This window comes from Pseudomonas sp. Xaverov 83, assembly GCF_019352905.1.
Classification (GTDB): Bacteria; Pseudomonadota; Gammaproteobacteria; order Pseudomonadales; family Pseudomonadaceae; genus Aquipseudomonas; species Aquipseudomonas yamanorum.
The window spans coordinates 40,270-62,881 of sequence record NZ_JAAAFU010000049.1 but is presented as its reverse complement, the minus strand read 5'-3'; the positions used below and the strand labels follow the sequence as shown (position 1 = coordinate 62,881).

The 22,612-nt window shown below is 59.3% G+C and carries 20 protein-coding genes; 12 read left to right on the top strand and 8 right to left on the bottom strand.

The window, feature by feature from the left end; translation table 11 throughout:
• Positions 1 to 52: 52 nt before the first annotated feature.
• The 6 genes from K0H47_RS15795 (at position 53) to K0H47_RS15770 (ending at position 9,132) form a co-directional block, all read left to right on the top strand.
• Complete coding sequence (locus K0H47_RS15795; protein ID WP_257626679.1) at positions 53 to 2,131, top strand: hydantoinase/oxoprolinase family protein; 2,079 nt, start codon at positions 53 to 55, stop codon at positions 2,129 to 2,131.
• A gap of 13 nt (positions 2,132 to 2,144) precedes the next feature.
• Positions 2,145 to 3,803, top strand: a complete 1,659-nt coding sequence (locus tag K0H47_RS15790) for a hydantoinase B/oxoprolinase family protein (protein ID WP_219273166.1) — start codon at positions 2,145 to 2,147, stop codon at positions 3,801 to 3,803.
• 82 nt (positions 3,804 to 3,885) lie between these two features.
• Positions 3,886 to 4,776, top strand: coding sequence for a hypothetical protein (locus K0H47_RS15785; RefSeq protein WP_219273164.1), 891 nt, complete (start codon positions 3,886 to 3,888; stop codon positions 4,774 to 4,776).
• Positions 4,777 to 4,808: 32 nt separating this feature from the next.
• Positions 4,809 to 5,630 carry an aspartate/glutamate racemase family protein gene (locus K0H47_RS15780; RefSeq protein WP_177070095.1) on the top strand — a complete coding sequence of 274 codons (822 nt, stop codon included), beginning with the start codon at positions 4,809 to 4,811 and terminating at the stop codon, positions 5,628 to 5,630.
• 25 nt (positions 5,631 to 5,655) lie between these two features.
• Complete coding sequence (locus K0H47_RS15775) at positions 5,656 to 7,005, top strand: MFS transporter (RefSeq protein WP_242488204.1); 1,350 nt, start codon at positions 5,656 to 5,658, stop codon at positions 7,003 to 7,005.
• Between the two features lie 168 nt (positions 7,006 to 7,173).
• On the top strand, positions 7,174 to 9,132 hold the full coding sequence (locus K0H47_RS15770; RefSeq protein WP_219273162.1) for an avidin/streptavidin family protein: 1,959 nt from the start codon (positions 7,174 to 7,176) through the stop codon (positions 9,130 to 9,132).
• Positions 9,133 to 9,235: 103 nt separating this feature from the next.
• Here K0H47_RS15770 and K0H47_RS15765 read toward each other — a convergent pair whose 3' ends face one another.
• The 6 genes from K0H47_RS15765 to K0H47_RS15740 all read right to left on the bottom strand — a co-directional run bounded on the left by K0H47_RS15765 (position 9,236) and on the right by K0H47_RS15740 (position 14,974).
• Positions 9,236 to 9,781, bottom strand: coding sequence for a hypothetical protein (locus K0H47_RS15765; protein WP_219273161.1), 546 nt, complete (start codon positions 9,779 to 9,781; stop codon positions 9,236 to 9,238).
• Between the two features lie 76 nt (positions 9,782 to 9,857).
• Positions 9,858 to 10,418: a hypothetical protein gene (locus K0H47_RS15760; protein ID WP_177070089.1), complete on the bottom strand. Its 561-nt coding sequence runs from the start codon at positions 10,416 to 10,418 to the stop codon at positions 9,858 to 9,860.
• Positions 10,418 to 10,984 (bottom strand): hypothetical protein, encoded by a 567-nt coding sequence (locus K0H47_RS15755; RefSeq protein ID WP_177070087.1) that lies wholly within the window; start codon positions 10,982 to 10,984, stop codon positions 10,418 to 10,420. Before K0H47_RS15755 ends, K0H47_RS15760 begins: the two co-directional genes overlap by 1 nt.
• Positions 10,985 to 11,068: 84 nt before the next feature.
• Entirely contained in the window at positions 11,069 to 11,437 is a 369-nt protein-coding gene (locus tag K0H47_RS15750; RefSeq protein WP_177070085.1) for a hypothetical protein, read from the bottom strand.
• Positions 11,438 to 11,557: 120 nt separating this feature from the next.
• Complete coding sequence (locus K0H47_RS15745) at positions 11,558 to 13,708, bottom strand: phosphocholine-specific phospholipase C (RefSeq protein WP_219273159.1); 2,151 nt, start codon at positions 13,706 to 13,708, stop codon at positions 11,558 to 11,560.
• Positions 13,709 to 13,762: 54 nt separating this feature from the next.
• Positions 13,763 to 14,974: a DNA-binding transcriptional regulator gene (locus K0H47_RS15740; protein ID WP_063031361.1), complete on the bottom strand. Its 1,212-nt coding sequence runs from the start codon at positions 14,972 to 14,974 to the stop codon at positions 13,763 to 13,765.
• A 153-nt stretch (positions 14,975 to 15,127) separates the two neighbouring features.
• On the opposite strand from K0H47_RS15740, the gene xylA reads away from it, so the two are divergent.
• From xylA to K0H47_RS15720, 4 genes are all read left to right on the top strand, one after another.
• Positions 15,128 to 16,444 carry a xylose isomerase gene (gene xylA / locus K0H47_RS15735; RefSeq protein WP_017477105.1) on the top strand — a complete coding sequence of 439 codons (1,317 nt, stop codon included), beginning with the start codon at positions 15,128 to 15,130 and terminating at the stop codon, positions 16,442 to 16,444.
• A gap of 57 nt (positions 16,445 to 16,501) precedes the next feature.
• Positions 16,502 to 17,503 (top strand): D-xylose ABC transporter substrate-binding protein, encoded by a 1,002-nt coding sequence (gene xylF / locus K0H47_RS15730; protein WP_063031363.1) that lies wholly within the window; start codon positions 16,502 to 16,504, stop codon positions 17,501 to 17,503.
• A 68-nt stretch (positions 17,504 to 17,571) separates the two neighbouring features.
• A complete protein-coding gene (xylG, locus tag K0H47_RS15725) occupies positions 17,572 to 19,131 on the top strand; it encodes a D-xylose ABC transporter ATP-binding protein (RefSeq protein WP_063031364.1) in 1,560 nt (519 codons plus the stop codon).
• Entirely contained in the window at positions 19,132 to 20,268 is a 1,137-nt protein-coding gene (locus tag K0H47_RS15720) for a sugar ABC transporter permease (protein ID WP_063031366.1), read from the top strand.
• Between the two features lie 13 nt (positions 20,269 to 20,281).
• Here K0H47_RS15720 and K0H47_RS15715 read toward each other — a convergent pair whose 3' ends face one another.
• Positions 20,282 to 21,031: a hypothetical protein gene (locus tag K0H47_RS15715; RefSeq protein WP_218264349.1), complete on the bottom strand. Its 750-nt coding sequence runs from the start codon at positions 21,029 to 21,031 to the stop codon at positions 20,282 to 20,284.
• 190 nt (positions 21,032 to 21,221) lie between these two features.
• On the opposite strand from K0H47_RS15715, the gene K0H47_RS15710 reads away from it, so the two are divergent.
• Complete coding sequence (locus tag K0H47_RS15710; RefSeq protein ID WP_177070077.1) at positions 21,222 to 21,782, top strand: fasciclin domain-containing protein; 561 nt, start codon at positions 21,222 to 21,224, stop codon at positions 21,780 to 21,782.
• Between the two features lie 56 nt (positions 21,783 to 21,838).
• On the opposite strand, the gene K0H47_RS31135 is transcribed toward K0H47_RS15710, so the two are convergent.
• Complete coding sequence (locus tag K0H47_RS31135) at positions 21,839 to 22,036, bottom strand: hypothetical protein (RefSeq protein WP_063031373.1); 198 nt, start codon at positions 22,034 to 22,036, stop codon at positions 21,839 to 21,841.
• Between the two features lie 203 nt (positions 22,037 to 22,239).
• Here K0H47_RS31135 and K0H47_RS15705 point away from each other — a divergent pair, with 203 nt between their 5' ends.
• Positions 22,240 to 22,608 carry a hypothetical protein gene (locus tag K0H47_RS15705; protein ID WP_177026313.1) on the top strand — a complete coding sequence of 123 codons (369 nt, stop codon included), beginning with the start codon at positions 22,240 to 22,242 and terminating at the stop codon, positions 22,606 to 22,608.
• Positions 22,609 to 22,612: the final 4 nt, after the last annotated feature.

The following is a 22,612-nucleotide window of genomic DNA, read 5'->3' as shown; positions in this document are numbered from 1 at the left end:
ACGCTCTGCCAGCTCCGATAACAACAATCACATCAGGAGATGCCCTGTGGATATGGACGGTAAAACTGTGCGTGTAGCGACCGATGTCGGTGGGACATTTACCGACCTGGTCTATTTCGAAAGCAACCCGGCCACCGGCCAACAAATCATTCGCACCGCCAAGGTCGATACCACACCACCGAACTTCGCCAAGGGTGTGCTCAACGTCATCCAGAAAGCGAACATCGCACTGGAAACCGTCGACTTTCTCGCCCATGGCACCACGGTGGTCATTAACGCCTTGACCGAGCGTCGAGGCGTAAAGACGGCCTTGATCACCACTCAAGGCTTTCGCGACATCCTCGAGATTGCCCGGGCCAATCGCCCGGACTACTTCAACTTGAAATGGGTCAAGCCAGCGCCCTTCGTGGCTCGCTACCTGAGGCGCGAGATAGCTGGTCGCCTGCATACCGACGGCAGCGAGCGTGAACCGCTGGATCTTTCAGGCCTGGTGGACATACTCGATGCGTTTCGCGCCGACGGGGTTCAAGCCATTGCCATCTGCCTGTTGCACGCCTACGCCAACCCGGTTCATGAGCAGGCGGTACTGAAAGAAGTACAGCGGCTCTGGCCCGAGGTCTCGGTCGTTGCCTCACATCAGATCACTCGCGAGTGGCGCGAATACGAACGCTCCAGTACCACAGTGCTCTCGGCCTACGTCCAACCCATCGCCGCACGCTACCTCGATAACCTGGAGACCGGCCTGCGCGAAGGTGGCTACAAGGCACCGCTGTACATCATGCAGTCCAACTGCGGCGTCGACAGTGTGACCCATGCCCGGGACATTCCCATCACCATGGTCGAGTCGGGGCCTGCCAGCGGCTTTTGGGCCGCCGCCGAGCTCGGTCGCCTGCTTGACGAGCCGAACCTGCTGGCATTGGACATCGGCGGTACCACCGCAAAATGCTCGCTGGTACGTAACGGCCAAGTGTCGATCAAGACCGACTATTGGATTGAACGCAATCGGCTCAATGCGGGCTACCCGATCATGGTACCGGTGGTGGACCTGGTGGAAATCGGTAATGGCGGTGGTTCCATTGCCTGGGTCGACGAATTCGACAAAATGCACGTCGGCCCCGAGTCTGCCGGAGCCCTGCCCGGCCCTGCGGCCTATGGCAACGGCGGTACGCAGGTCACAACGACGGATGCCAACCTGGCCCTGGGCCGGATCAACCCCGGCTACTTCTGCGGTGGCGAGCTGGTCGCGGATATGGCGGCTGTCGAGCAGGCCTTCGACCCACTGAGCGAGCGCCTGAAGCTACCCGCCTGTGAAATCGCCCGCGGCATCATTCGGATCGCCAACGACAACATGGTCAACGCATTGAAACTGGTGTCGTTGAGTCGTGGCCATGATCCCCGGGAGTTGACCCTGATCGCCTTTGGCGGCGGCGGCGCCATGCATGCTGTCGCCTTGGCTCAAGAGCTTGGGGTCAAGAAAGTCATTGTGCCCCGAGGTGCATCCGTGTTCTCCGCATGGGGCATGACCATGTCCGACCTGCGCCGCGACCTGTTCATCAATCGCTTTGTCGAAACCGAACGCGAAGGCGAGCTCGCACTTACCCAGCTATTTCTCCAGGACCTGATGCACAACGCCCGGGAGCAATTTGTCGACGAAGCCATTGCTCCGGATCAGGTCGACTTGCGGGTGTCCTGCAAGCTGCGTTACCAGAACCAGGAGCACGCCGTCGAGGTCGCCTTGGATCATGAAGAATCCCTCTCAGAGCATTGGCCGGCGATAGCCCGACGTTTCCACGATATTTACCAGCAGCAGTACTCCTACCGCCTACAGGCGCCGTTGGAAATTGTCGGTTTCCATCTGGTGGCCGTCGCGCAGATTGGCAAGTTGAACCTGCAAGCCCTGCCCGTCACCGGTCGCACGCTGGCAGAGGCCCACAAAGGCCAACGCCCGGTGGATTTCGCCCTCGAAGGCATCCACGACACGGCCATCTACGACTACGCCCGCCTGGAGCCGCAGATGAGTTTCAGCGGCCCAGCCATCATCGAGGATGCCGGTTCCACCGTCGTGGTCCATCCCGGCAATCAGGTACTCGTCGACCGCCTCGGCAACCTGCATATCACCCTCGGCGCCTGAAGGAGCAGCCCCCATGAGCAAAATCGATATATTTACCCTGGATATCATCCAGAACTCGCTACAGGCAATCGCCGATGAAATGTTCGAGACGATGCGCAAGGCTGCCATGAGCCCGGTGATCTATGAGGTTCTGGACATGGGCACCGGCATCACCGATGCCCATGGCGAAATCGCCAGCTCGGGCGCGGGTATTCCAGCGTTTGTCGGTGTGCTCGACAAAGCCGTCAAGCAGATTCTGATTCAGCACCCCACGCCCGGGGAGATCGAGGACGGTGACGTATTCATCACCAATGATCCCCACAGTGGCGGCGTCACCCACCTCAACGATGTGGTGCTGGCGATGCCGGTGTTCGCCGAGGGTCGTTTACTGGCCTGGACCGCCAACATCGCCCACTGGAACGACATCAGCGGCATGGTCCCGGGTTCGTTGTCGACGGAGGCAACCGAGATTTTCCAGGAAGGCCTGCGCCTGGCCTCGGTCAAACTCATCAGTCGGGGCCAGCCGATTCGTTCAGTGCTGCAGATCCTGCGTTGCAATACCCGCATGCCGGATTTCATGGAAGGGGATTTATGGGCAGGTGTCGCCGCAGTACGCAGTGGCGCCCTGCGCCTGCAGGCACTGAGCGCGAAGTACGGGATCGAGGTATTCCTCACGGCCATGCAGGAATTTATGAGCCTGGGTGAAAAGATCTCCTTGGGCGCACTGCGCAACTTGCCTGCCACTCACCTTCATCAAGAAGAAGTGCAGGACGACGGCAGCCTCTTCCAGGTGTCGATTCAGATATCCGAACGCGATCTGATCATCGACCTGCGCGACAACCCTGACCAATGTGCCGGGCCCACCAATCTTAGCCGAGATGGCGCAGTGGTCGCGGCGCAGATGGCCTTCAAGGCCTTGACCGCGCCACAAGGCGTCACCAATGGAGGCACCTTCCGCCCCCTCCGGGTATTGACCCGGCCCGGGTCGCTGTTTGATGCCCAGCCTCCCGCAGCCGAGGGGTTCTATTTCGAAAACCTGATCCGCGTGCACGACCTGATCCTGCGCTGCCTGGCCCAGCGGTTTCCCGATCGCTTGCCCGCCGGCAATTTTGCCTCGGTGTGCGCCACCATCATCGGTGGTGTGCATCCCGATACCGGGCGCGTATTCACCCTGGTGGAGCCCGAGATTGGCGGCTGGGGGGCCGAACCCGGCCGCGACGGCAACAACGCGGTGTACTCGGGCCTTCACGGGGAAACCTACAACTGCCCGGTTGAGGTGTGCGAAGCCCGCTATGGCCTGTACGTCGAACGTATGGAACTCAATGACGAGCCCGGTGGCCACGGCCAGTTCCGCGGCGGGCGAGGCCTGCTCATCGACTACCGCATACGCTCCGATGCCAGCTTCCTGACCTGCGGCTACACCCGTGCCGTCATACCACCGTGGGGGCTTGAGCAAGGCCTGGACGGTACGCCCAACTATGTCGAAGTCTCCCGCTGCGACGGCACACAACAGCGTTATGCCATGGCCAGCAGCATCAGCCTCGACGCAGGCGATTTGGTACGCGTGCGCACCGGAGCCGGTGGTGGTTACGGGTCACCCTCTGAGCGCAACCGACAAGCCGTGCTGGATGACCTGAAGAACGGCTATGTCGATACCGAAACGGCCAGAACGATATACGGCGTGCAGATTTGACCTACAGGTGCTGCTGACGACGATTACGCCGAACGCACCAGCCCTCAGTACTTAGAACAACAACAAAAAAGCGAGAACTGATATGAAACCGTACACCCCTTCACGTCCTTGGGTGTTGCCCGCGATTGCCTTGGTTTTGGGATTCAGCGCATCAGCCAACGCCGAGCAGTTCATTGGTTTTGGCCAGCCGGGCATCCCGGGCAAATGGGCACTGGAGTCATTCCCGGTGTTCAATCGCACGGCAGACGGTAACGCCCGCGCCGGTGGCAATACAGTGTTGGCGTACTTCTCCGAGACGGGCTTTACCGACACCACCCGTGATCAGTTGCAGTTCTGGGTGGGCGCCGTCCCCGGTTACGCCAGCACCAATGGCGCACGGGACACCAGCCCCTGGGGCGTTGCTTCACCCAACCTGGGCTTTGCCTACTACTACAACGTGGTGGAGCCCACCAGCGAACCCGGCTCTGCTGACTACACCACGTTCTGGACCAACCCGACCCTGATGGTCGAGTTCCCCAATGGCAATGATGACATCGCCGGCTACGGCGCGTTCGCCAATCGATATGCGGTGAGTTTCAGCCTCGCCAATTACGTGCGCGTCGGGAACTTTGCCGCGACCTTTACCCCGGCGGGCATCCATTACGCCGCGCGCAATCGCAATACCACCGACCTCGGCACCGACAACCCCAAGCGCCTGCGTGGCGGAGTCAGCTTATGGCTGGCGAATGTTGCCGCCGGGTACCTCGTCACCGACGACCTGTGGTTGGGCGTGCATCACGTCTATCACATCAACAACAAAGCCGCGTCGGACTTCGCCGAGTCACGCGTTGCAAAGATCGGCCCGTCCATGACCTATACCGGGTTTGCCCAACAGGGGTTCTACCTCTCCGCCAATATGAACTTCGAGTACTACCGCAGCGCCAACCTGACCCGTGCCAATGAACTGACCATGGCACTGGTGAAGTTCTTCTAATCGCGCCTGCGAAAATTTCCGAGGACTATTGCATGCACACTACAACACCCGCTCCCCAGCCGCAGGATGTACCCGTAACGGTGCGCTGGCTGAACCCAATTGGTTGCTCCACATTCGACGCCCCCATCGCCGACCTGCTCCGCGGCATCAAGCAACCATCGACGCACATCGAAGTCGTGTCCTTTGACATGGCACACAGCCCGACCCATCTGGAATATCGGGCGTACGAAGCACTCACTTATGAACGCACACTCCGTATCGCCCGTGACTGCGGGCAACAGAATATTGATGCGCTGGTGATAGGCTGCTTCTACGATCCCGCGCTGGAAGATGCCCGGGAAATCTCCGGCGAGACGATCGTTGTCGCCCCTTGCCAGGCAAGCCTGCAAGTGGTCGAGCATCTGGCCAACCGGTTCTCGATCATCGTCGGTCGCAACAAGTGGATGGAGCAGATGCATGAACGGGTTCGCAGCTACGGCGCGGCGGACCGGCTGGCATCGATGAGACCACTGGGCATGGGGGTTGATGAATTCCAGAAGGACCCCGCCCTCACCCGCAGCCGAATCATCGAACAAGCCATGCTGGCCGTCGAAGAGGACGGGGCGGAAGCCATCGTGCTCGGCTGCACCATCGAGTTCGGTTTCTTTGAGCAGGTGCAGCGGGAAGTCGGCGTACCGGTAATCGACCCCGTGGTTGCGGCCTTCAAGATGGCCGAGGCCATGGCAGGCATGAAACGGCGCTTCGGCTGGTCACCCAGCCGGGTTGGCAGTTGTGAACCGCCACCGGAAACCGAGATCAAGGCCTTCGGCCTGTTCCAGGGGCCGGTGCCGATCGGCAATCGGGTCAAGGCATAACCCTCCCTCACTTGGATGATCTTCCATGAGTATGAGCAACGTCACCGAGACGCCCTCGCCGGGCAGCAACGCGTCCATCCAGCAGGTGGGCGATGTGTTCAGAGATGTTCCCTTGACTCGCGAGCATCTGAAATGCTGCCTCGCGTTGTTCTTTGTATTTGCCATCGAGGCGTGGGAGATGATGATCATCGTCTACACCGCGCCGCTGATAGCAGAAGACCTGGCCCTCGACGCGCTCGCAGTCGGCAATCTGATCAGTGCCATGTTCATCGGCATGCTGCTGGGGTCATTGGCTTGGGGCAAAGTCGCCGAACGAATTGGACGCAAACGCGCGATTCTCTGGAGCCTGGCGATCTACGGCGTGATTTCGCTGGCCAGTGCGTTCGCCCCGAACTACCTCAGCCTTTATGTGCTGCGGCTGCTGTCGGGCGTAGCGGCAGTGGGGATGATGGTCGTCACCTTTGCCCACTATCAGGAACTGCTGCCGGTGCGCCATCGCGGCGCGCTCACGGTGTACCTCGCCTCGGGCTGGCCGATCGGGATGCTACTGGCGCTGGGAGCCTCGGTATGGCTGATGCCCTGGGGCTGGCGCGCGATTATCGTGCTGAGTTCCATGGGAAGCCTCTGGGCGCTGGTGGTGGCGCTCTGGGTTCCGGAATCGCCTTATTGGCTGGCGAGTGTGGGCAGGCAAGCTCAGGCCAAGAGGGTGATCCAGCGACTGAGTCGCGGCGCCGTGCAAATAGCTGAAAGTTGCCAGCTGCAAGTCGACCAGAGCACCCGAGGCTGCCAGCGCGATTTGTTTGCAGGCGCCATACTCAAAGTCAGCGCCCTGCAAATCCTCGTCAACTTCACGTTCTCATGGGGCTATTGGGGTTTGCAGACTTGGCTACCGACCCTATTGCAGCAACGTGGTCTGAGCTTGCCGCAAAGCTACGGCTTCATTGCACTGTCGGCGCTGTGCATGATCCCCGGTTACGTCGCCGCGTCCTTCCTGACCCATCGTTTCGGGCGCAAGAAAATCATCATCGGCTTTATCGGAGCCTCAGTGGTTGCCGGCTACGGTTTTGCCAACGCACACACCCTGGAAATGCTCTACCTGAGCAACTTTGCCCTGGCTTTTTTCAGCCTTGGCGCCTGGGGTGTCTGGGGCACCTGGATCGCCGAACTGTACCCGACGCCACTACGCACCATTGGTTACGGCTGGGCGATTTTCGCCCAGCGGGTAGCCAACGTTCTGGCGCCCTCACTGATCGGTGCACTGGTGGCTTATGGCGCGTCTTTCAATGTTACGACCACCCTCATCAACGCCTTCATGCTGGTTACCGTGATGTTAGTGGCATTTATTCCGGAGACCGAAGGCAGGGCCTTGCAATGAACCGCCAACCGTCGCCGCCGTTTCGGACAAGACAGCAAGAAGCAGCCCGACATCAGCCTCGAGACAAGTCGGTTTGAATGCATGCCGTTGGCATCAGCTTCCCGGACAACCGGGAAGCTCTATTACTGCGTGACGTCGCTGCACATCACCCCAGAAACGGAATTCATCATGGACACACAATCGCCGGCCAATGGGCTGGTATTTCCAATGCAACGGGGCCCCTTCCAGAACAACGGGGCTTCACCATGGTACTCAACAATCGCACTGGGCAGCCCTGGTCAACCGTTGAAGCTGGCAATCGATTCAGGCACCAATATCAGTTGGGTGACTTCAACACTTTGCCCAGCTGATCAATGCGTTCATTTCGCCGCAGGCCGGTTTGACCACCGAGCTTCCAGCACCTTCGCATTTACCGACTGCCTGCAACGCCCCTATAGCTTTGGCCCCTGGGGCACGATGCAGGTTGAAAGCGCTTCGGACGTACTAACCGCCCCTTCAGGAAGCGCACAGCCGATCAAGCTGTTTCTGGCAACCTACTATGACGGTGACTCGTTCAAGCAGCTGGATTGGGATGGCGGTATCGGCCTGCCGTGCAGCAGCGCCTACATTGAAGGACGAAGCTCATTTCTGTTCCAGGATCTGATCAGCAGTGGTCGACTCGACCCGACGCATCCCTACGTAGCGTTCGACTGGAACTCCACAGATCGCAGCGGCACGTGCCAGATGGGAGCTATCGATGCCTCTAAAACCCGGGGCCCCGGGTTGTTTCTCCCCTGGTCCGTCTATAGCAGATTGCCGGGTGTGGAATACATATGGTCTACCGAACTGAAGTCCTACTCGGTGGGCGGTGAAACGCTGGCGAACAACTTGAGCTTTGCCCTGGACTCTGGATCTTCGCAATTCAAGGGCGATGACAAGATCATGGGACAAACCCTGGCGCTTATCGCTCGCGGCGCACGACCTGATGTCGTGTTGGGATTTGCCGAGGGTGAAATCACCTTGGGTGCTGACCTGTATAGCCTGCTGGTTGAAGAAGGCCCACAAAAGGGGCAGACCGTCCCGCAGTTTTCGCCGCTGGGCCTGCCTGACCTTGTGCTGGTGGGATCACTGGTCATGGAGCACTGCTACACCGTTTATGACTATCAGGTGGTGCAATGCGGGCATGAGGTTTACTCACTCGCCCCCACCGGAATCTGGTTGTTCAATCGCCCAGGTGGGCCGCAGATCATTACCCGGTCGTCGTCACGTCCGTTCAACCCAGGCCCCCGCCCGGTGGCGAACACAAAGGTCATACTTCCTGGCCCGACGGTTGAAGTCCCCTCCGCCGAGCATAAATCGGTGGCAGGCACCTGGAAAAATGAATACGGATCAGTCATGACCCTGGCGGTGACGGGCAATCGGATTCGCGGCACCTATCAGTCTTCGACCGGCTCAACAGGCAAGTACGAAGTGACAGGTTTTCAACTGAACGAGCCTGCTACCCCCGCTGTAAGTCAGCCGGTGACACTGGCTATCGAGTGGCACTCCATCGGCGATGATCCGGCGGATCCGAGCTGGAATTGGTGTTCAGGACTAAGCGGGCAGATGAGTGTTACACCCGCAGGAGACAAGTTGCAGCTATCGCACGTGTTGGTAACAAGCAGCGACTTTCCCGGGCTTGCGGGACAGGGGACTTACGTTGACAAGCTTACTTATCGGCGGGTGGATACGGCATCGCTTGATGACCCGGGTGCGCCGCCCTTGGAAACACTACCGATTGAGAACGCGTTGAACGGCACATGGCTGGCTGACAATGGGACGACACTTGAACTGAGTGTGCATGCTTTCAGCCAGCGGCAGTTGGGTCACGTCCGTGGGCAGCTATCCACACCGTTTGGTCATGTCGAGGTGTCCGGCTTCACCGATATCAACGCGCTTGCGAGCAAGCTGGCGCTGCAATCGGTGAGCCTCACCGCCGCACAAACGCAGGAATCGAGCGTAAGCAGCCTTTGTGGTTCATTGGAATTACAGAGTGACGTACTGAACTTGTTCTCGGTGACAAGTTCAGCAACGACACCCCAGCGTTCCTATTTGGCGACACAGCTAATAGTTATGCGCTTCAAGCGTAAAGGTGCGGCAATCTCTTAAGAACTAAACGCTGGAGCATCGTGTTCAAGTCGATAAGCCCCCTGCCTCATGGCGGAGGTATTCATGACCAAAAACAGGAAATTTCAACTAAGACCTTTGATGGTTAGGTGAGCAATGCTTGCTCATCATGCTCCAGAGACCTAAGGGCCCGACCTGTTTTTTCGTTGATTTCAGAATAAAGGACCGTCGAAGAGTCAAAGGTTTTGACAGCCTCTTCTTTTGTATCCGTGTACTTAATACTCGCGCACGACAAAGATAATTGACTTGTAAGCTCCCTAACCTCTTCATCACTTACCCTGACTTTCATCAGGGTGACAGAGCGGAAGTTATTTCTAGACCTTTCAGCCAAATCTTCAGGTGGTTCAGTTTTCCACCATAAGCCAGTCTCGTGATGTTGCTGAATCGCGTGCTTTTGCATCTGATTTGTCGTGCGCATCAGATCTGAAAGAGCAAGCTGCAAGTCACAAAGAACCTTTCGTTGGAGATCAATACGCTGTAACAGTATGATCTCCTTACGCTTCTCGAGTCTGGATTCCCTATCAAAAGCAACTTTTCTATTCTCCGTCCATGCATCGAAGATAGCCTTCAAAAAAACGCCTACTACCAGCGTAACTACTGGAAACCATATTGTTGGACTGATCGCTTCCACTCTGCCCTCTTTACTTTTTGATTAATCAAACTTTAACCCGCAACCTTATATCAGCAGAAAACTACACTTCTCTTTCCTATTGAAACCCACGCCAATGAGTTTCCACCATCCACATGGGGCGCCCATCCGAAACGGCGCGAATCGCCTCGATTACACGCTGATATTGCGGTGAGTCAAACATTGACCATCTCTGTTTACGTGCCGTCTTCCATGTCGCACGCAGCCCCCCCACATCCAGCCTATAGAGTTCATTCAGCAGCAGGCTGTCGATGGGTGGATGCAGGGCTTTCACATTGGGGTGCCACTCGTGACCAGCACACACGAATGCACCCTTCAGGTAAACATTGATCAACTTCGCCGCCACACCGTGGCCGAAACAGCGGAGGCCTTTTGCTTCTGCCTCGAAAATGGCCGTTTCCCGCCAGACACTATGCATTTCGTCAATTTTTTCCGGAGTGGGTAACAGCACTGGGGCCGCCAGCAAATCGTGTAGCCCAACGGCCTCAATGATGGCACGCCCGGTACTTACGTCGAAACGACAAGTCTTGGTGCTAGCCGCGCGGCTTCCAGCCCAGGCGGCAAAACGGTGTTTGTGTTCGACAATATCGTATGTCGCCTTCAGGGCTCCAATCACCATCAACTAAGCTCCAGCAGTTCAAAAGCAAACAACCAATACAATGTATTGCCGTTCTCGAATGTCTTGACCTCAAAGACGCCCCGCTCATCCGGCAGCCATTCATTGTCCCAACTGCGACTGCTGTCCTTGGCTGTCCACCAGTCCACGGTAGCTTTTTGCCAAGTCTCCGCCAGCATGACGCGATATACGCTTCGCTCGCTGGTTTCAGCACGGGTGAATTTCTCCAGAACCGGCGCTAGGTTGATTGCGCTCATCCGATGAAAATCGAGGCGCAGTTGTTCCGCTTTTTCCGGGCTGTAGAGCCTCTTGCACTCCACAAAAGCAACAGTAGTTGGGTCGAATAACATGCAGTCGATACGAAACTCGTAGCGCTCGGTTACTGGGTTGAGAAAGGGCACTTCCATAAAGGCATGTGCATTGCTTCGCGCCGCAAACGCTTTGGACATTTGGTATGTCAGGTTGCGCTCGTTAAGGCCGTTGCTGCCATAAGACGGGTAAAACTCGTCTAGGCTGACAGCAAAATTCTTGGCCGCCTGCTGTAACACGCTGGTGATGACTTCGCTCACGGTAAGACTCTTTTCAAGCTGCTGGGTGGCTAGCGCCAGGCATAGGCCAGGCGCTAATTGAAGGCGACGGCGCAGTGAAATCACTCAGACACTGGCAGCACGACTGTGATGGAAATACAGGTAAATCAAACCCACCGGCGCGATAAACAGCGCCATGCTCCAACACATCACCATGGTGAACAGCTTGACCAGTAGCATGGGTATGGCAGGCACGTAAAACACGTTCTCCCCCATGATGTAACCCACCACGCTTTCATAGACGAAGCGTGCATACGGGTACAACAAACTGCACACGATCGAAAACACCACCACGCCCCATTTGCCCGAAAGCCCATTTTTGGAATGGGCAAGGCTCCAGACGATGGCGACGCTGAACATCAAGCCAAACAGAAATTGCCGGATATAATACCGAGCCGTGAGGCCACCGAAGGTTTTGGAAAGAAACGCGTGCATAAATTCCCTTTTACGATCAACTGAGTGGCCAAATGATATCACTCTGGCGAACAGAGTTCCTCACTTGGTTCCTTATTCAACCGTGCGTCCCTTCAAACTCCTGACGCCTGAAGCGACGTCTCAACCGCGCTTACCCATCAACGGATCACTGATACTGTGCGCCCCCGTCTCGATGCGCCCCGCCACGCGCCGTACCCAACCATGCTCATCACGTAGTTTGAAGTCATACCAGCCCCCATTCGGCTGGCAGGAAAACGTCCGTTGCACGGTACTGCCGCCCGCAATCTCCAGCAGCCAAGGCCCCTGTTTGGTGTAAGGGCAGCGCTCGATGGTCACCGAGGCAGCACGCTTGCCAGGGTTGGCCAGAGTCAGCAGCAAGGTGTCGCCATGATACGCCAGGGATAACTCCGGCTCGCGACGCTGCAGGTGCCCTTTGAACGACCGGTGGAACCCATTCGGCCCCAACAGCCAGAGCTTGTAGGCCCCCGCGACTTGCCAGGTGTCACTGAGGTGTTTGCCCGCTTCTACCGTGTAGCGGCGCGGTACCTCGTCCAGGTGCAAGCGATCGTAGACGTGGAAGACCGCGCCTTGTTCGCCATTGTTGAAGAAGTCCAGGCTCACTGAGCTGGCGCGACGATCAACCGAGCTTTCGACGTTCAACTGGTACGGCAGCGCCCGGGATGGCCGCGCCATTCGCGCCTGGAACGGTGCCTGTTGCTGGCCCACGGTTGGCAGGGCGACTTGGGGCAGTTGCTCTTGGCGTTGGCGCAGGGAGTCTGCGGCCTGGCGACTGATGGTGTGCAGCGGCGGCAGGGTCTCGGTGTTGGGGTTGACGAAGTTGAAGGCTGAGGTGAGGTCACCGCAGACGGCGCGGCGCCAGGCGCTGATATTGGGTTCGCGTACGTGGAAGCGCTTTTCCAGAAATTGCAGCACGGAGGTGTGATCAAACGCCTGGGAGTTGACCCAACCACCACGGCTCCACGGCGACAGCACCAGCATCGGTACCCGCGGGCCGGGCCCGTACACGCCGCCGTCGGGCGCGGGTTGCTGGCTAGAACCGGGGGGCGCCGGGTGGGTAAAGATCTCGCTGTCGAACTTTACCGTGGACTTGCCGGCAAAGCTGCCGTCCAGGCGCTTGGATGGGGCTGATGGCGACGGCACGTGGTCGAAGAAACCATCGTTTTCATCGTAGTTGACCAGCAGTACCGTCTTGCTCCAAACGTCCGGATTGGCGGTCAACGCCTTGAGGATTTCCTGGGTGAACCAGCCACCCTGCACCGGGCTGGAAGGCCCTGGGTGTTCGGAGTAATCGGCCGGGGCCACCAGCCAGCTGACCTGGGGCAGACGCCCGTCGTTCACGTCCTTACGAAAGCCCTGGATGATCGCCTCAAGGTCGCTGCCGCTGACCGCCGGCAGGGTGTTGCCATTGCCTTTGTACAACGGCACCCGGGCATTCAGTTGGTCGCTGTAGGGCACGAAGTCTTTAAAGTCTTTCGGTGGCACTGCAGGGTTGCCGGCCGCGACGCTGGCCGCACGAAACTGACGAAACCCGGCCAAGGGGTTGTCGCCAAAGTTATCCGGCAAGTACTGGTAAACCTTCCAGCTCACGCCCGCTTCTTCCAGGCGCTCAGGATAGGTTTTCCAGGTGTAGCCCACGCTCACGGCACCGGGGCCGTCCCATTCGTTGACCACCGCCGCCACATTCGCGCCGGTGGGGCCGTTGGTGCCGGTCCAGTGGAACAGCCGATTGGGATTGGTGCCGGCGTGCACCGAACAATGGTAGGCATCGCACACGGTAAAGGTGTTGGCCAGGGCAAACTGGAACGGCACTTCCTGCTCGCGGTAGTAGCCCATCGAGGTGGGCGTCTTGTACGTCGGCCAGGCATTCATCCGGCCACTGGCCCACGCGGCGTGCTCATCGATCCAGGAATGGGGCGTGCCGCTGACCCGCTGTGCGTTGCCACGGGAACTGTCCAGGTGATAGGGCAAAATCCGCCGCCCAACGCCCTGCTGCTCCCACACCCGGTGCCCGCCCGGCAGCGGAATGGTGAAGCGGTCGCTGAACCCGCGCACGCCGGGCAAGGTGCCGAAGTAGTGATCGAATGAGCGGTTTTCCTGCATCAGGATCACCACATGTTCGACGTCCATGAGGGTGCCGGTGCGGTTGTTGGCGGGGATCGCCAGGGCCTGGCGAATGGAGTCGGGCAACAGGGTGTAGGCGGATCCGATGGCAGCTGCCTGCAGCAGCTTTCTGCGTGTAAGAGTCGGCATAAGACGATTCAATCCCTTGAGGTTCTGGAGCGAGGCTCAGGACAAAATAGGGACTCAAGGCGACAAAGAAATGACATCGTTCGAATCGCGTTCGAGCTGCCCCACCTGATACTCCCTCGGCGTACACCCGAACTCGCGCTTGAATACCGTGTGCAGGTACTGCGCCGATTTGAACCCGCAGTCGTAGGCAATATCAGCAATCCCCGCCCCGGTATTTTCCAGGCTCGCCACCGCCGCCGCGAGTTTGAAGCGCAGGATTTCGTCGTGGACGCTGCGGTTCAGTTCGCTGCGAAAATGCGCTTCCAGGGACGACCGCGACACACCGACGTAGTTGGCGACCTGGGCGGTCTTGATGCCCTGGCAGGCGTACTGGCGAATGAAGTGCAGCGCCTGCATCACGTAGGGATGGCCGAGGGGTTGATGCAGGCTTGAGGTCTGCACGTTGACTGCCTCCGGCGGCACCAGGATCTGGCTGCCGGCCGAGGGCATGCCGTGCAACATCTGGTGCAGCAAGCGCGCGGCAGTGCGGCCCATTTTTTCGGTGCCCTGGATCACCGAGCTCAGTGGTACGCGGGTCAGGGTGCGGGTCAGCGGGTCATTGTCGATGCCGATCAGTGCCACTTGCTCCGGCACCGGGATGCCGGCGGTGAGGCAGGCTTGCAGCAACTGCCGGGCACGGGCGTCGCTGACTGCAATGATGCCGATGGGCTTGGGCAGGCTGTGCAACCAGGCGATCTGCTGTTCCACCGCCGAGTCCCACAGCGGTGCGCTGGTGCCCAGCCCGCGATACACCTCCACGGGCAAGCCATCGCGCTCCAGCAACCGGCGGAAGGCTTTTTCGCGCTCCTGGGCCCAGCGGTTGATATCAGCTTGCGGCAGGCTGAAACAGGCAAAACGCGTCAACCCGGCTTCGATCAGGTGTTCATACGCCAACTTGATCAAGGCGAAATTGTCGGTGGCCACGTACGGAATATGCCGTGGGTAAGCCCGCTCATCATCGTAGGAGCCGCCCACCGCCACCACCGGCACATGCACACCCGCCAACGCGGGGCCCATCGCCGGGTCGTCGAAGTCGGCAATGATCCCGTCGCCATGCCAGCGCTCGATGCCCTTGAGCCGGCAGACGAAGTCCTCCTCCAGAAACAAATCCCACGACACCCGCGTGCTGCTCAAGTAGTTGCCGATCCCGGTGATGATGCCGCGATCGTAGATCTTGTTGCCGTTGAACAGCAGGGCAATCCGGTGCACAGGCGGGACGGTTTTCACAGGGGCGGCTCCATGGGAGGTGTCGATCAACTATGCACCCAAAACTACTCAAAATCGAACCCGGCTCTGGTGATTTTCATAATCGGTTGGCCGAGGGCCGTTGCTAGTATCGAGGCAAGGTTAACGTGCACTCATAACAACAAGGATCTGGCGATGCCCTACTTTCCCGCTGTCGATAAAATCCTTTACGAAGGCCCGCAAAGCGACTCTCCCCTGGCCTTCCGGCACTACGATGCAAACAAGCTGATCCTCGGCAAACCGATGCGTGAGCACCTGCGGATGGCCGCGTGTTATTGGCACAATTTCGTCTGGCCGGGCAGTGACATGTTCGGTTCCGGCACCTTCCAGCGGCCCTGGCAGCAACCGGGAGAAGCCATGCAAGTGGCACGCGGCAAAGCCGACGCAGCGTTCGAGTTTTTCTCCAAGCTGGGCATCGACTACTACAGCTTCCACGACACCGATGTCGCCCCCGAAGGCGCAAGCTTGGCGGAGTACCGCAACCACTTCGCGCAAATGGTCGACGAACTCGAACGCCATCAGGAAGAGACCGGCATCCAGCTGCTGTGGGGCACGGCCAACTGCTTCAGCAACCCGCGCTTTGCCGCCGGTGCCGCGAGCAATCCCAACCCCGAGGTGTTTGCCTATGCGGCGGCCCAGGTGTTCAGCGCGATGAATGCCACCCACCGTCTCAAGGGCTCCAGCTATGTGTTGTGGGGCGGCCGCGAAGGCTACGAGACCCTGCTCAATACCGACCTCAAGCGCGAGCGCGAGCAACTCGGGCGCTTTATGCGCATGGTGGTCGAGCACAAATACAAGATCGGCTTCACCGGCGAGCTGTTTATCGAGCCCAAGCCACAGGAGCCCACCAAGCACCAATACGACTACGACAGCGCCACCGTGTTTGGCTTCCTGCATCAGTTCGGCCTGGAGAAAGAGATCAAGGTCAACATCGAGGCCAACCACGCCACCCTCGCCGGCCACAGCTTCCACCATGAAATCGCCACCGCCGCATCCCTGGGAATTTTCGGCAGCATCGACGCCAACCGCGGCGACCCCCAGAACGGCTGGGACACCGACCAGTTCCCCAACAGCGTCGAGGAACTGACCCTGGTCACCTACGAGGTACTCAAGGCCGGTGGTTTCAAAGGTGGCGGCTACAACTTCGACTCCAAGGTGCGTCGCCAAAGCCTCGATGAAGTGGACCTGTTCCATGGCCACGTGGCCGCGATGGACGTGCTGGCGCTGTCCCTGGAACGTGCAGCCGCCATGGTGCAGAACGATGCCCTCGAGCAGTTCAAGGCCCAGCGTTATGCCGGCTGGGATCAATCCTTCGGACGCGCCGTACTCGGCGGTGACTTCAGCCTGGAATCGCTGGCCGAGCATGCCTTCAGCCACCAACTCAACCCTCAAGCGGTAAGCGGCCGCCAGGAGATGCTCGAAGGCGTGGTGAATCGCTTTATCTATCCATGACCGCTACGCTCCAAGTCCAGAAGTGCGTCTAAACAACAATAAAAGGGACTCACCATCATGAAACACCTGAAAACCGTCTTGATCACCAGCGTTCTGGCACTGCTTTCCAATTCGGTCATGGCCGACGCGGCCCATCCGAAAATCGGCTTTTCCATCGATGACCTGCGCCTTGAGCGCTGGGCGCGGGACCGCGATTACTTCACCGCCGCCGCCGAGCAACTGGGCGCCAAGGTCTATGTGCAATCGGCGGACGCCAACGAACAGCGGCAGATCTCGCAGATTGAAAACCTGATCTCCCGAGGCGTCGACGTGATTGTGATCGTGCCGTTCAACGCCACGGTGCTGAATAACGTGGTGGCCGAAGCCAAGAAAGCCGGGGTGAAAGTGCTGTCCTATGACCGGCTGATTTTAAATGCCGATATCGACGCCTACATCTCCTTCGATAACGAAAAGGTCGGCGAGATGCAGGCCCAGGGCGTGTTGAACGCGCAGCCTAAAGGCAATTACTTCCTGCTGGGCGGTGCGCCTACCGACAACAACGCGAAGATCCTGCGCCAGGGCCAGATGAAGGTGCTGCAGCCTTCGATCGACAAGGGCGACATCAAGATTGTCGGCCAGCAATGGGTCAAGGAATGGAACCCCACCGAAGCCCTGAGCATTGTCGAAAACGCCCTGACCGCCAACAACAATAAAATCGACGGCATCGTCGCCTCCAACGACGCCACCGCCGGCGGCGCGATCCAGGCCCTGGCGGCACAAAAACTCGCGGGCAAGGTGCCGGTCTCGGGGCAAGACGCCGACCTCGCCGCGATTAAGCGCGTGATCGCCGGCACCCAGACCATGACCGTCTACAAGCCCCTGAAGCTGCTGGCGACAGAGGCGGCCAAGCTGTCAGTGCAACTGGTGCGTGACGAGAAACCGGCTTACAACTCGCAGTACGACAACGGCAGCAAACAGGTGTCGAGCATCCTGCTCAAGCCGACCGCATTGACCAAAGACAACGTCAACGTGCTGGAAGAAGACGGGTTCTACACCAAAGCGCAAATCGCCGGGCAGTAAGCGTACGGCTCACTGCAGGGGTGGCTTGAGGCCGCTCCTGCCTTTTCGCTGTGGAATGAGTGCCCGCCATGTCCGACTACTTGCTGGAAATGAACAACATCGTCAAAACCTTCGGTGGCGTCAAAGCCCTGAACGGCATCGACATCAAGGTAAAACCCGGGGAGTGCGTGGGGTTGTGCGGCGAGAACGGCGCCGGCAAATCGACCCTGATGAAGGTGTTGTCGGCGGTGTATCCCCATGGCACCTGGGACGGTGAAATCATCTGGGACGGCCAGCCGCTGCGCGCCCATTCCATCGCCGAAACCGAAGCCTGCGGCATCGTGATCATCCACCAGGAACTGACCCTGGTACCCGACCTCTCCGTGGCCGAAAACATCTTCATGGGCCACGAGCTGACACTGCCCGGCGGGCGCATGAACTACCCCGCCATGATGCACCGTGCCGAAGCCCTGATGCACGAGCTGAAAGTGCCGGACATCAACGTCGCCCTGCCCGTTTCGCAATACGGCGGCGGCTACCAGCAACTGGTGGAAATCGCCAAAGCCCTGAACAAGCAGGCGCGCCTGCTGATCCTCGACGAACCCTCCTCGGCGCTGACCCGCTCGGAAATCGAGGTGCTGCTGGACATCATCCGTGGGCTCAAGGCCAAGGGTGTCGCCTGCGTGTACATCTCCCACAAGCTCGATGAGGTCTCGGCCATCTGCGACACCATCGCGGTGATCCGCGACGGCAAGCACATCGCGACCACGGCCATGGCCGACATGGACGTGTCGCGCATCATCACGCAGATGGTGGGCCGTGAGATGAGCAACCTCTACCCCACCGAACCCCACGCCGTCGGCGAGGTGCTGTTCGAGGCGCGCCACATCACCTGCTACGACGTCGACAACCCGAGCCGCAAACGCGTGGACGATGTCTCGTTCAGCCTGCGCCGTGGCGAAATCCTCGGCATCGCCGGGCTGGTGGGCGCGGGCCGTACGGAGCTGGTGTCGGCGCTGTTCGGCAGTTACCCCGGGCGCTACGAAGGCGAGGTGTGGCTGGACGGCAAACCCATCGATACGCGCACGCCGCTGAAGTCGATTCGCGCCGGGCTGTGCATGGTTCCGGAAGACCGCAAACGCCAAGGCATCGTGCCGGACCTGGGCGTTGGGCAAAACATCACCCTGGCGGTGCTCGACAGTTTTTCGCACCTGACGCGCATCGATGCCGAGGCAGAACTGGGCAGTGTCGAGCAGGAAATCAAACGCATGCACCTGAAGACAGCGAACCCGTTCCTGCCGATCACCAGCCTTTCCGGCGGCAACCAGCAGAAAGCCGTCCTGGCCAAGATGCTCCTGACCAAACCCCGGGTGCTGATCCTCGACGAACCCACCCGTGGCGTGGACGTGGGCGCCAAATATGAGATCTATAAATTGATGGGCGCACTGGCGGCCGAAGGCGTGTCGATCATCATGGTGTCGTCGGAGCTGGCCGAGGTGCTGGGGGTGTCCGACCGGGTGTTGGTGATCGGCGAAGGCCAACTGCGCGGGGACTTCATCAACCAGGGCCTGACCCAGGAACAGGTACTCGCCGCCGCCCTCAGCCAACCGAACGGGCATGACAATAATAATGATCGGAAGTCCGCGTAAATGAATCAGGTCAAACAGCTCTTCACCCGCTACAAAATGCTCGCCCTTTTGATCGCCGTGGTGCTGATCTGGGTGTTTTTCAGCTGGCAGACCGAAGGCGGTTTCCTGACCCCGCGCAACCTGTCGAACCTGCTGCGGCAGATGTCCATCACCGGCATTCTGGCGTGCGGCATGGTGCTGGTGATCATCAGCGGCGAGATCGACCTGTCGGTGGGCTCGATGCTCGGTTTGCTCGGCGGCGTCGCGGCGATTCTGGATGTGGTTTATCACATTCCCCTGCCGCTAAACCTGGCCATCGTCGCCCTCTGCGGCTTGTTGATTGGCCTGGGCAACGGCTACATGACCGCGTACCTGCGCATCCCCTCGTTCATCGTCGGGCTGGGCGGCATGCTCGCGTTTCGCGGGGTGCTGCTGGGCATTACCGGCGGTACCACGATTGCGCCGGTGTCGGCGGAGCTGGTGTACATTGGGCAGGGCTACCTGCCGACGGTGGTGGGTGTGATCCTCGGCGTGTTGCTGTTCGGGCTGACGGTATTCCTGACCTGGCGCCAACGCCACAACCGCGCCCTGCACGGCTTGGCACTGCCGTCGATGCTGCGCGACAGCGTGCGCGTGGTGTTGATCGGTTTCGTACTGGCCGGCTTCGTTTACACCCTCAACAGCTACGACGGCATTCCCGTGCCGGTGCTGCTTCTGCTGGTGCTGCTGGGGGTGTTCAGTTACGTCACCAGCCAGACCGTTTTTGGCCGGCGCATCTACTCGGTGGGCAGCAACATGGAAGCCACGCGCCTGTCGGGGATCAACGTGCAGGCGGTCAAGCTGTGGATCTTCGGGATCATGGGCGTGATGTGCGCCCTCGCCGGGCTGGTCAACACCGCGCGCCTGGCGGCGGGTTCACCCTCGGCGGGCAACATGGGCGAACTGGATGCCATCGCGGCGTGCTTTATCGGCGGTACGTCGATGCGCGGCGGTTCGGGCACGGTGTACGGCGCCCTGCTCGGCGCGCTGGTGATCAGCAGCCTGGACAACGGCATGTCGATGCTGGATGTGGACAGCTACTGGCAGATGATCGTCAAGGGCAGCATCCTGGTGCTGGCGGTGTGGGTGGACGTGAGTACGCGGACGGGACGGCGCTGAGGGCGCCAGCCGGTTACTGCACCGGCAGGAAATTCATCAGCAGCAGGCTTTGCGCATAGTTGAGACCGATGCGTCGGTAGCGTTCGTCGAGCATCTGGGTCAACAGGTCGAGGCGCGCGACGATCTTGCCGAATTCGACGGCGAAACTGAGGTTGCTACCCGCCTCCGAGATCTCATTGGAGAACAGCAACAGCGAGCCATTGGCATCCTGACGCTGACTGAGCAGCCAGGTGGCCTTCTCGATATTGCGCGCGGCATTGCTGACGAACTGGGGGTTGATCGAGTCCGTTATATAAAACTCGGTGCGCCCGCCGTGTGCCGTCACCAGCATGCTGCCGATCGCGTAGATGAAGGCGCCCACCCGGTCGCCGCGGAACTCCGGGCTCAGGGAGTAGCTCAATGCGGCCAGGTCGCGGCGATCCCCCAGGGCGGGCAGCGGTTGGCGAAGTTCGATGGCCTGGCGGATTTGCCGGGCGGCGGTTACAGCGTCTGTGTAACCCGATTGACGCCACTGGTTAGGGTTGCGCAGGTAGAGCTTGCTCATCAGCAAATACAGGCTTTGCAGGTTGTCGCGCATGCTCAGGGTGGCCATGCGATCGACGCTGGTCTGGAAGAACTCGTCGGGCTTGCCGTTGCTGAACTGCTGGGCAATATCGCGCCCCTGCTGCTGGCTGCAACCGCTGGCGCAAAGCATCAAAACCGCAGCCAGCCACAGCGGCTGACGCATCCATCGGGTGATAAAAACAGGTAACGTGCGATCCATCGGCACCAGGTCTGGGTCTTCTGTCCACGCCGGAAATTAGTGTGGTCGGGACAGAGATAGATCGGAAGAATGGGAAAAAGTGCGGCACGGGCCGCAAACGAATAATTTTTCGAGGCATGCATCCACTTTGGTCCTTGGTACGTAGATTCAATACCCTCAACCGGGGGAACAAGAACCAAGGAGATACATCATGCACGCCATCTACAAAAAAATTGCTGCCGTCGCCTGCTTCACGATCCTCTCCATCACAACCACCCTCAGCGTTGCCGCCGACACCGTGATGGTGGGCGGTGCGGCGATGTATCCGACGAAAACCATCGTCGAAAATGCCGTCAACTCAAAGGATCACACCACTCTGGTAGCGGCGGTCAAGGCAGCCGGACTGGTTGATACCCTTAACAGCAAAGGCCCGTTCACCGTATTCGCACCGACCAACGAAGCCTTCGCCAAGCTCCCCGCAGGCACCGTGGATACGCTGGTGAAACCTGAGCACAAAGCCGACCTGACGAAAATCCTGACCTATCACGTGGTGCCTGGCACCCATACCTCTGCGCAACTGATGGCCGACGCCAAGAAGAACGGCGGCATGGTGATGTTGAAAACCGTGCAGGGTGAGTCGCTGACGATCAAGCTGCACGACGGCAAGCTGTGGGTGGTGGATGCCAAGGGTGGCAAGGCCAGCATCAGCATTGCGGATGTGATGCAGTCCAACGGCGTGATTCATGTGGTTGATTCGGTGCTGATGCCGTAATCGCCGCTCGATACCGAAAAGCCCGGCGCATTGCGCGTCGGGCTTGTTCGGATGCGTCAGTTGTCGGGGTGTTCACTCGCGACAGAATCAGCGGCGTCTACGTCCGACATATCCTCCTCCAGAGGGGCGTCATCGTCCGGTGGTAGAGGCACTTCAGGTTGATCGCGCCGAGGGTCATGCCCGGTTTCATTGTCTGTACCACGGGTTACGCCCTGTTGGGATACGTTTCCAGGGGCCTTCTCGTCAATTTCCATGCTGGCTCTCCGTTCTGGCGCGCGGGATGTCCGTGCTTGAACATGAGAAACGGAGCATGGTCGCGAGTGCCGGGGGATAGACGAACGGTGGGGGTAATTTCTGCTTGAGAGGGGACGAATGCTCGCTCGTACAGGACTTGAAAGGGTGACGGGTTGCCGGTATTTATGTGCGCCTCAAGCAAGCAAGGAAGGGCTGACTCGCGATGCTCACGCAAACGTCAATGGCTGCAATGGCGCTGATTTTTATCTGCGCTCCCGTAGCCGCCGATACCTATTCGGATCTCAACACCCCTGACAAATCGGGCTTCATGTGGGGACAGGTTTATCAGCGCACTAAAACAGCTTGCGGCACCCTGCCCCAGGATCTTGAAGACGACTACGCCAAAGCGATTCGACTCCTTTCAGAGTCCTCTGCGGAGTTTGGCCCAACCTATCAAGATGGCCTGAAGCCTAGCGTGAAGAAAGACCCTCCAAGGTCCGCCGAGGAAACGGAGGATTTGTGTCTCAAAGGTCAGTCAAGTCTCAGAAACCAGGTAAAGCTCGCCAGGTATTGGTTTACGGCGAAATGGTAGCAAT

What these genes read in the sequence shown, in the direction of transcription:
- K0H47_RS31135 (WP_063031373.1), bottom strand. Translation starts at nt 22,036, where the DNA reads ATGGAAATTGACGAGAAGGCCCCTGGAAACGTATCCCAACAGGGCGTA.
- K0H47_RS15785 (WP_219273164.1), top strand. Translation starts at nt 3,886, where the DNA reads ATGAAACCGTACACCCCTTCACGTCCTTGGGTGTTGCCCGCGATTGCC.
- K0H47_RS15710 (WP_177070077.1), top strand. Translation starts at nt 21,222, where the DNA reads ATGCACGCCATCTACAAAAAAATTGCTGCCGTCGCCTGCTTCACGATC.
- xylF (WP_063031363.1), top strand. Translation starts at nt 16,502, where the DNA reads ATGAAACACCTGAAAACCGTCTTGATCACCAGCGTTCTGGCACTGCTT.
- xylA (WP_017477105.1), top strand. Translation starts at nt 15,128, where the DNA reads ATGCCCTACTTTCCCGCTGTCGATAAAATCCTTTACGAAGGCCCGCAA.
- xylG (WP_063031364.1), top strand. Translation starts at nt 17,572, where the DNA reads ATGTCCGACTACTTGCTGGAAATGAACAACATCGTCAAAACCTTCGGT.
- K0H47_RS15705 (WP_177026313.1), top strand. Translation starts at nt 22,240, where the DNA reads ATGCTCACGCAAACGTCAATGGCTGCAATGGCGCTGATTTTTATCTGC.
- K0H47_RS15750 (WP_177070085.1), bottom strand. Translation starts at nt 11,437, where the DNA reads ATGCACGCGTTTCTTTCCAAAACCTTCGGTGGCCTCACGGCTCGGTAT.
- K0H47_RS15745 (WP_219273159.1), bottom strand. Translation starts at nt 13,708, where the DNA reads ATGCCGACTCTTACACGCAGAAAGCTGCTGCAGGCAGCTGCCATCGGA.
- K0H47_RS15715 (WP_218264349.1), bottom strand. Translation starts at nt 21,031, where the DNA reads ATGGATCGCACGTTACCTGTTTTTATCACCCGATGGATGCGTCAGCCG.
- K0H47_RS15720 (WP_063031366.1), top strand. Translation starts at nt 19,132, where the DNA reads ATGAATCAGGTCAAACAGCTCTTCACCCGCTACAAAATGCTCGCCCTT.
- K0H47_RS15775 (WP_242488204.1), top strand. Translation starts at nt 5,656, where the DNA reads ATGAGTATGAGCAACGTCACCGAGACGCCCTCGCCGGGCAGCAACGCG.
- K0H47_RS15770 (WP_219273162.1), top strand. Translation starts at nt 7,174, where the DNA reads ATGGACACACAATCGCCGGCCAATGGGCTGGTATTTCCAATGCAACGG.
- K0H47_RS15790 (WP_219273166.1), top strand. Translation starts at nt 2,145, where the DNA reads ATGAGCAAAATCGATATATTTACCCTGGATATCATCCAGAACTCGCTA.
- K0H47_RS15760 (WP_177070089.1), bottom strand. Translation starts at nt 10,418, where the DNA reads ATGGTGATTGGAGCCCTGAAGGCGACATACGATATTGTCGAACACAAA.
- K0H47_RS15780 (WP_177070095.1), top strand. Translation starts at nt 4,809, where the DNA reads ATGCACACTACAACACCCGCTCCCCAGCCGCAGGATGTACCCGTAACG.
- K0H47_RS15795 (WP_257626679.1), top strand. Translation starts at nt 53, where the DNA reads ATGGACGGTAAAACTGTGCGTGTAGCGACCGATGTCGGTGGGACATTT.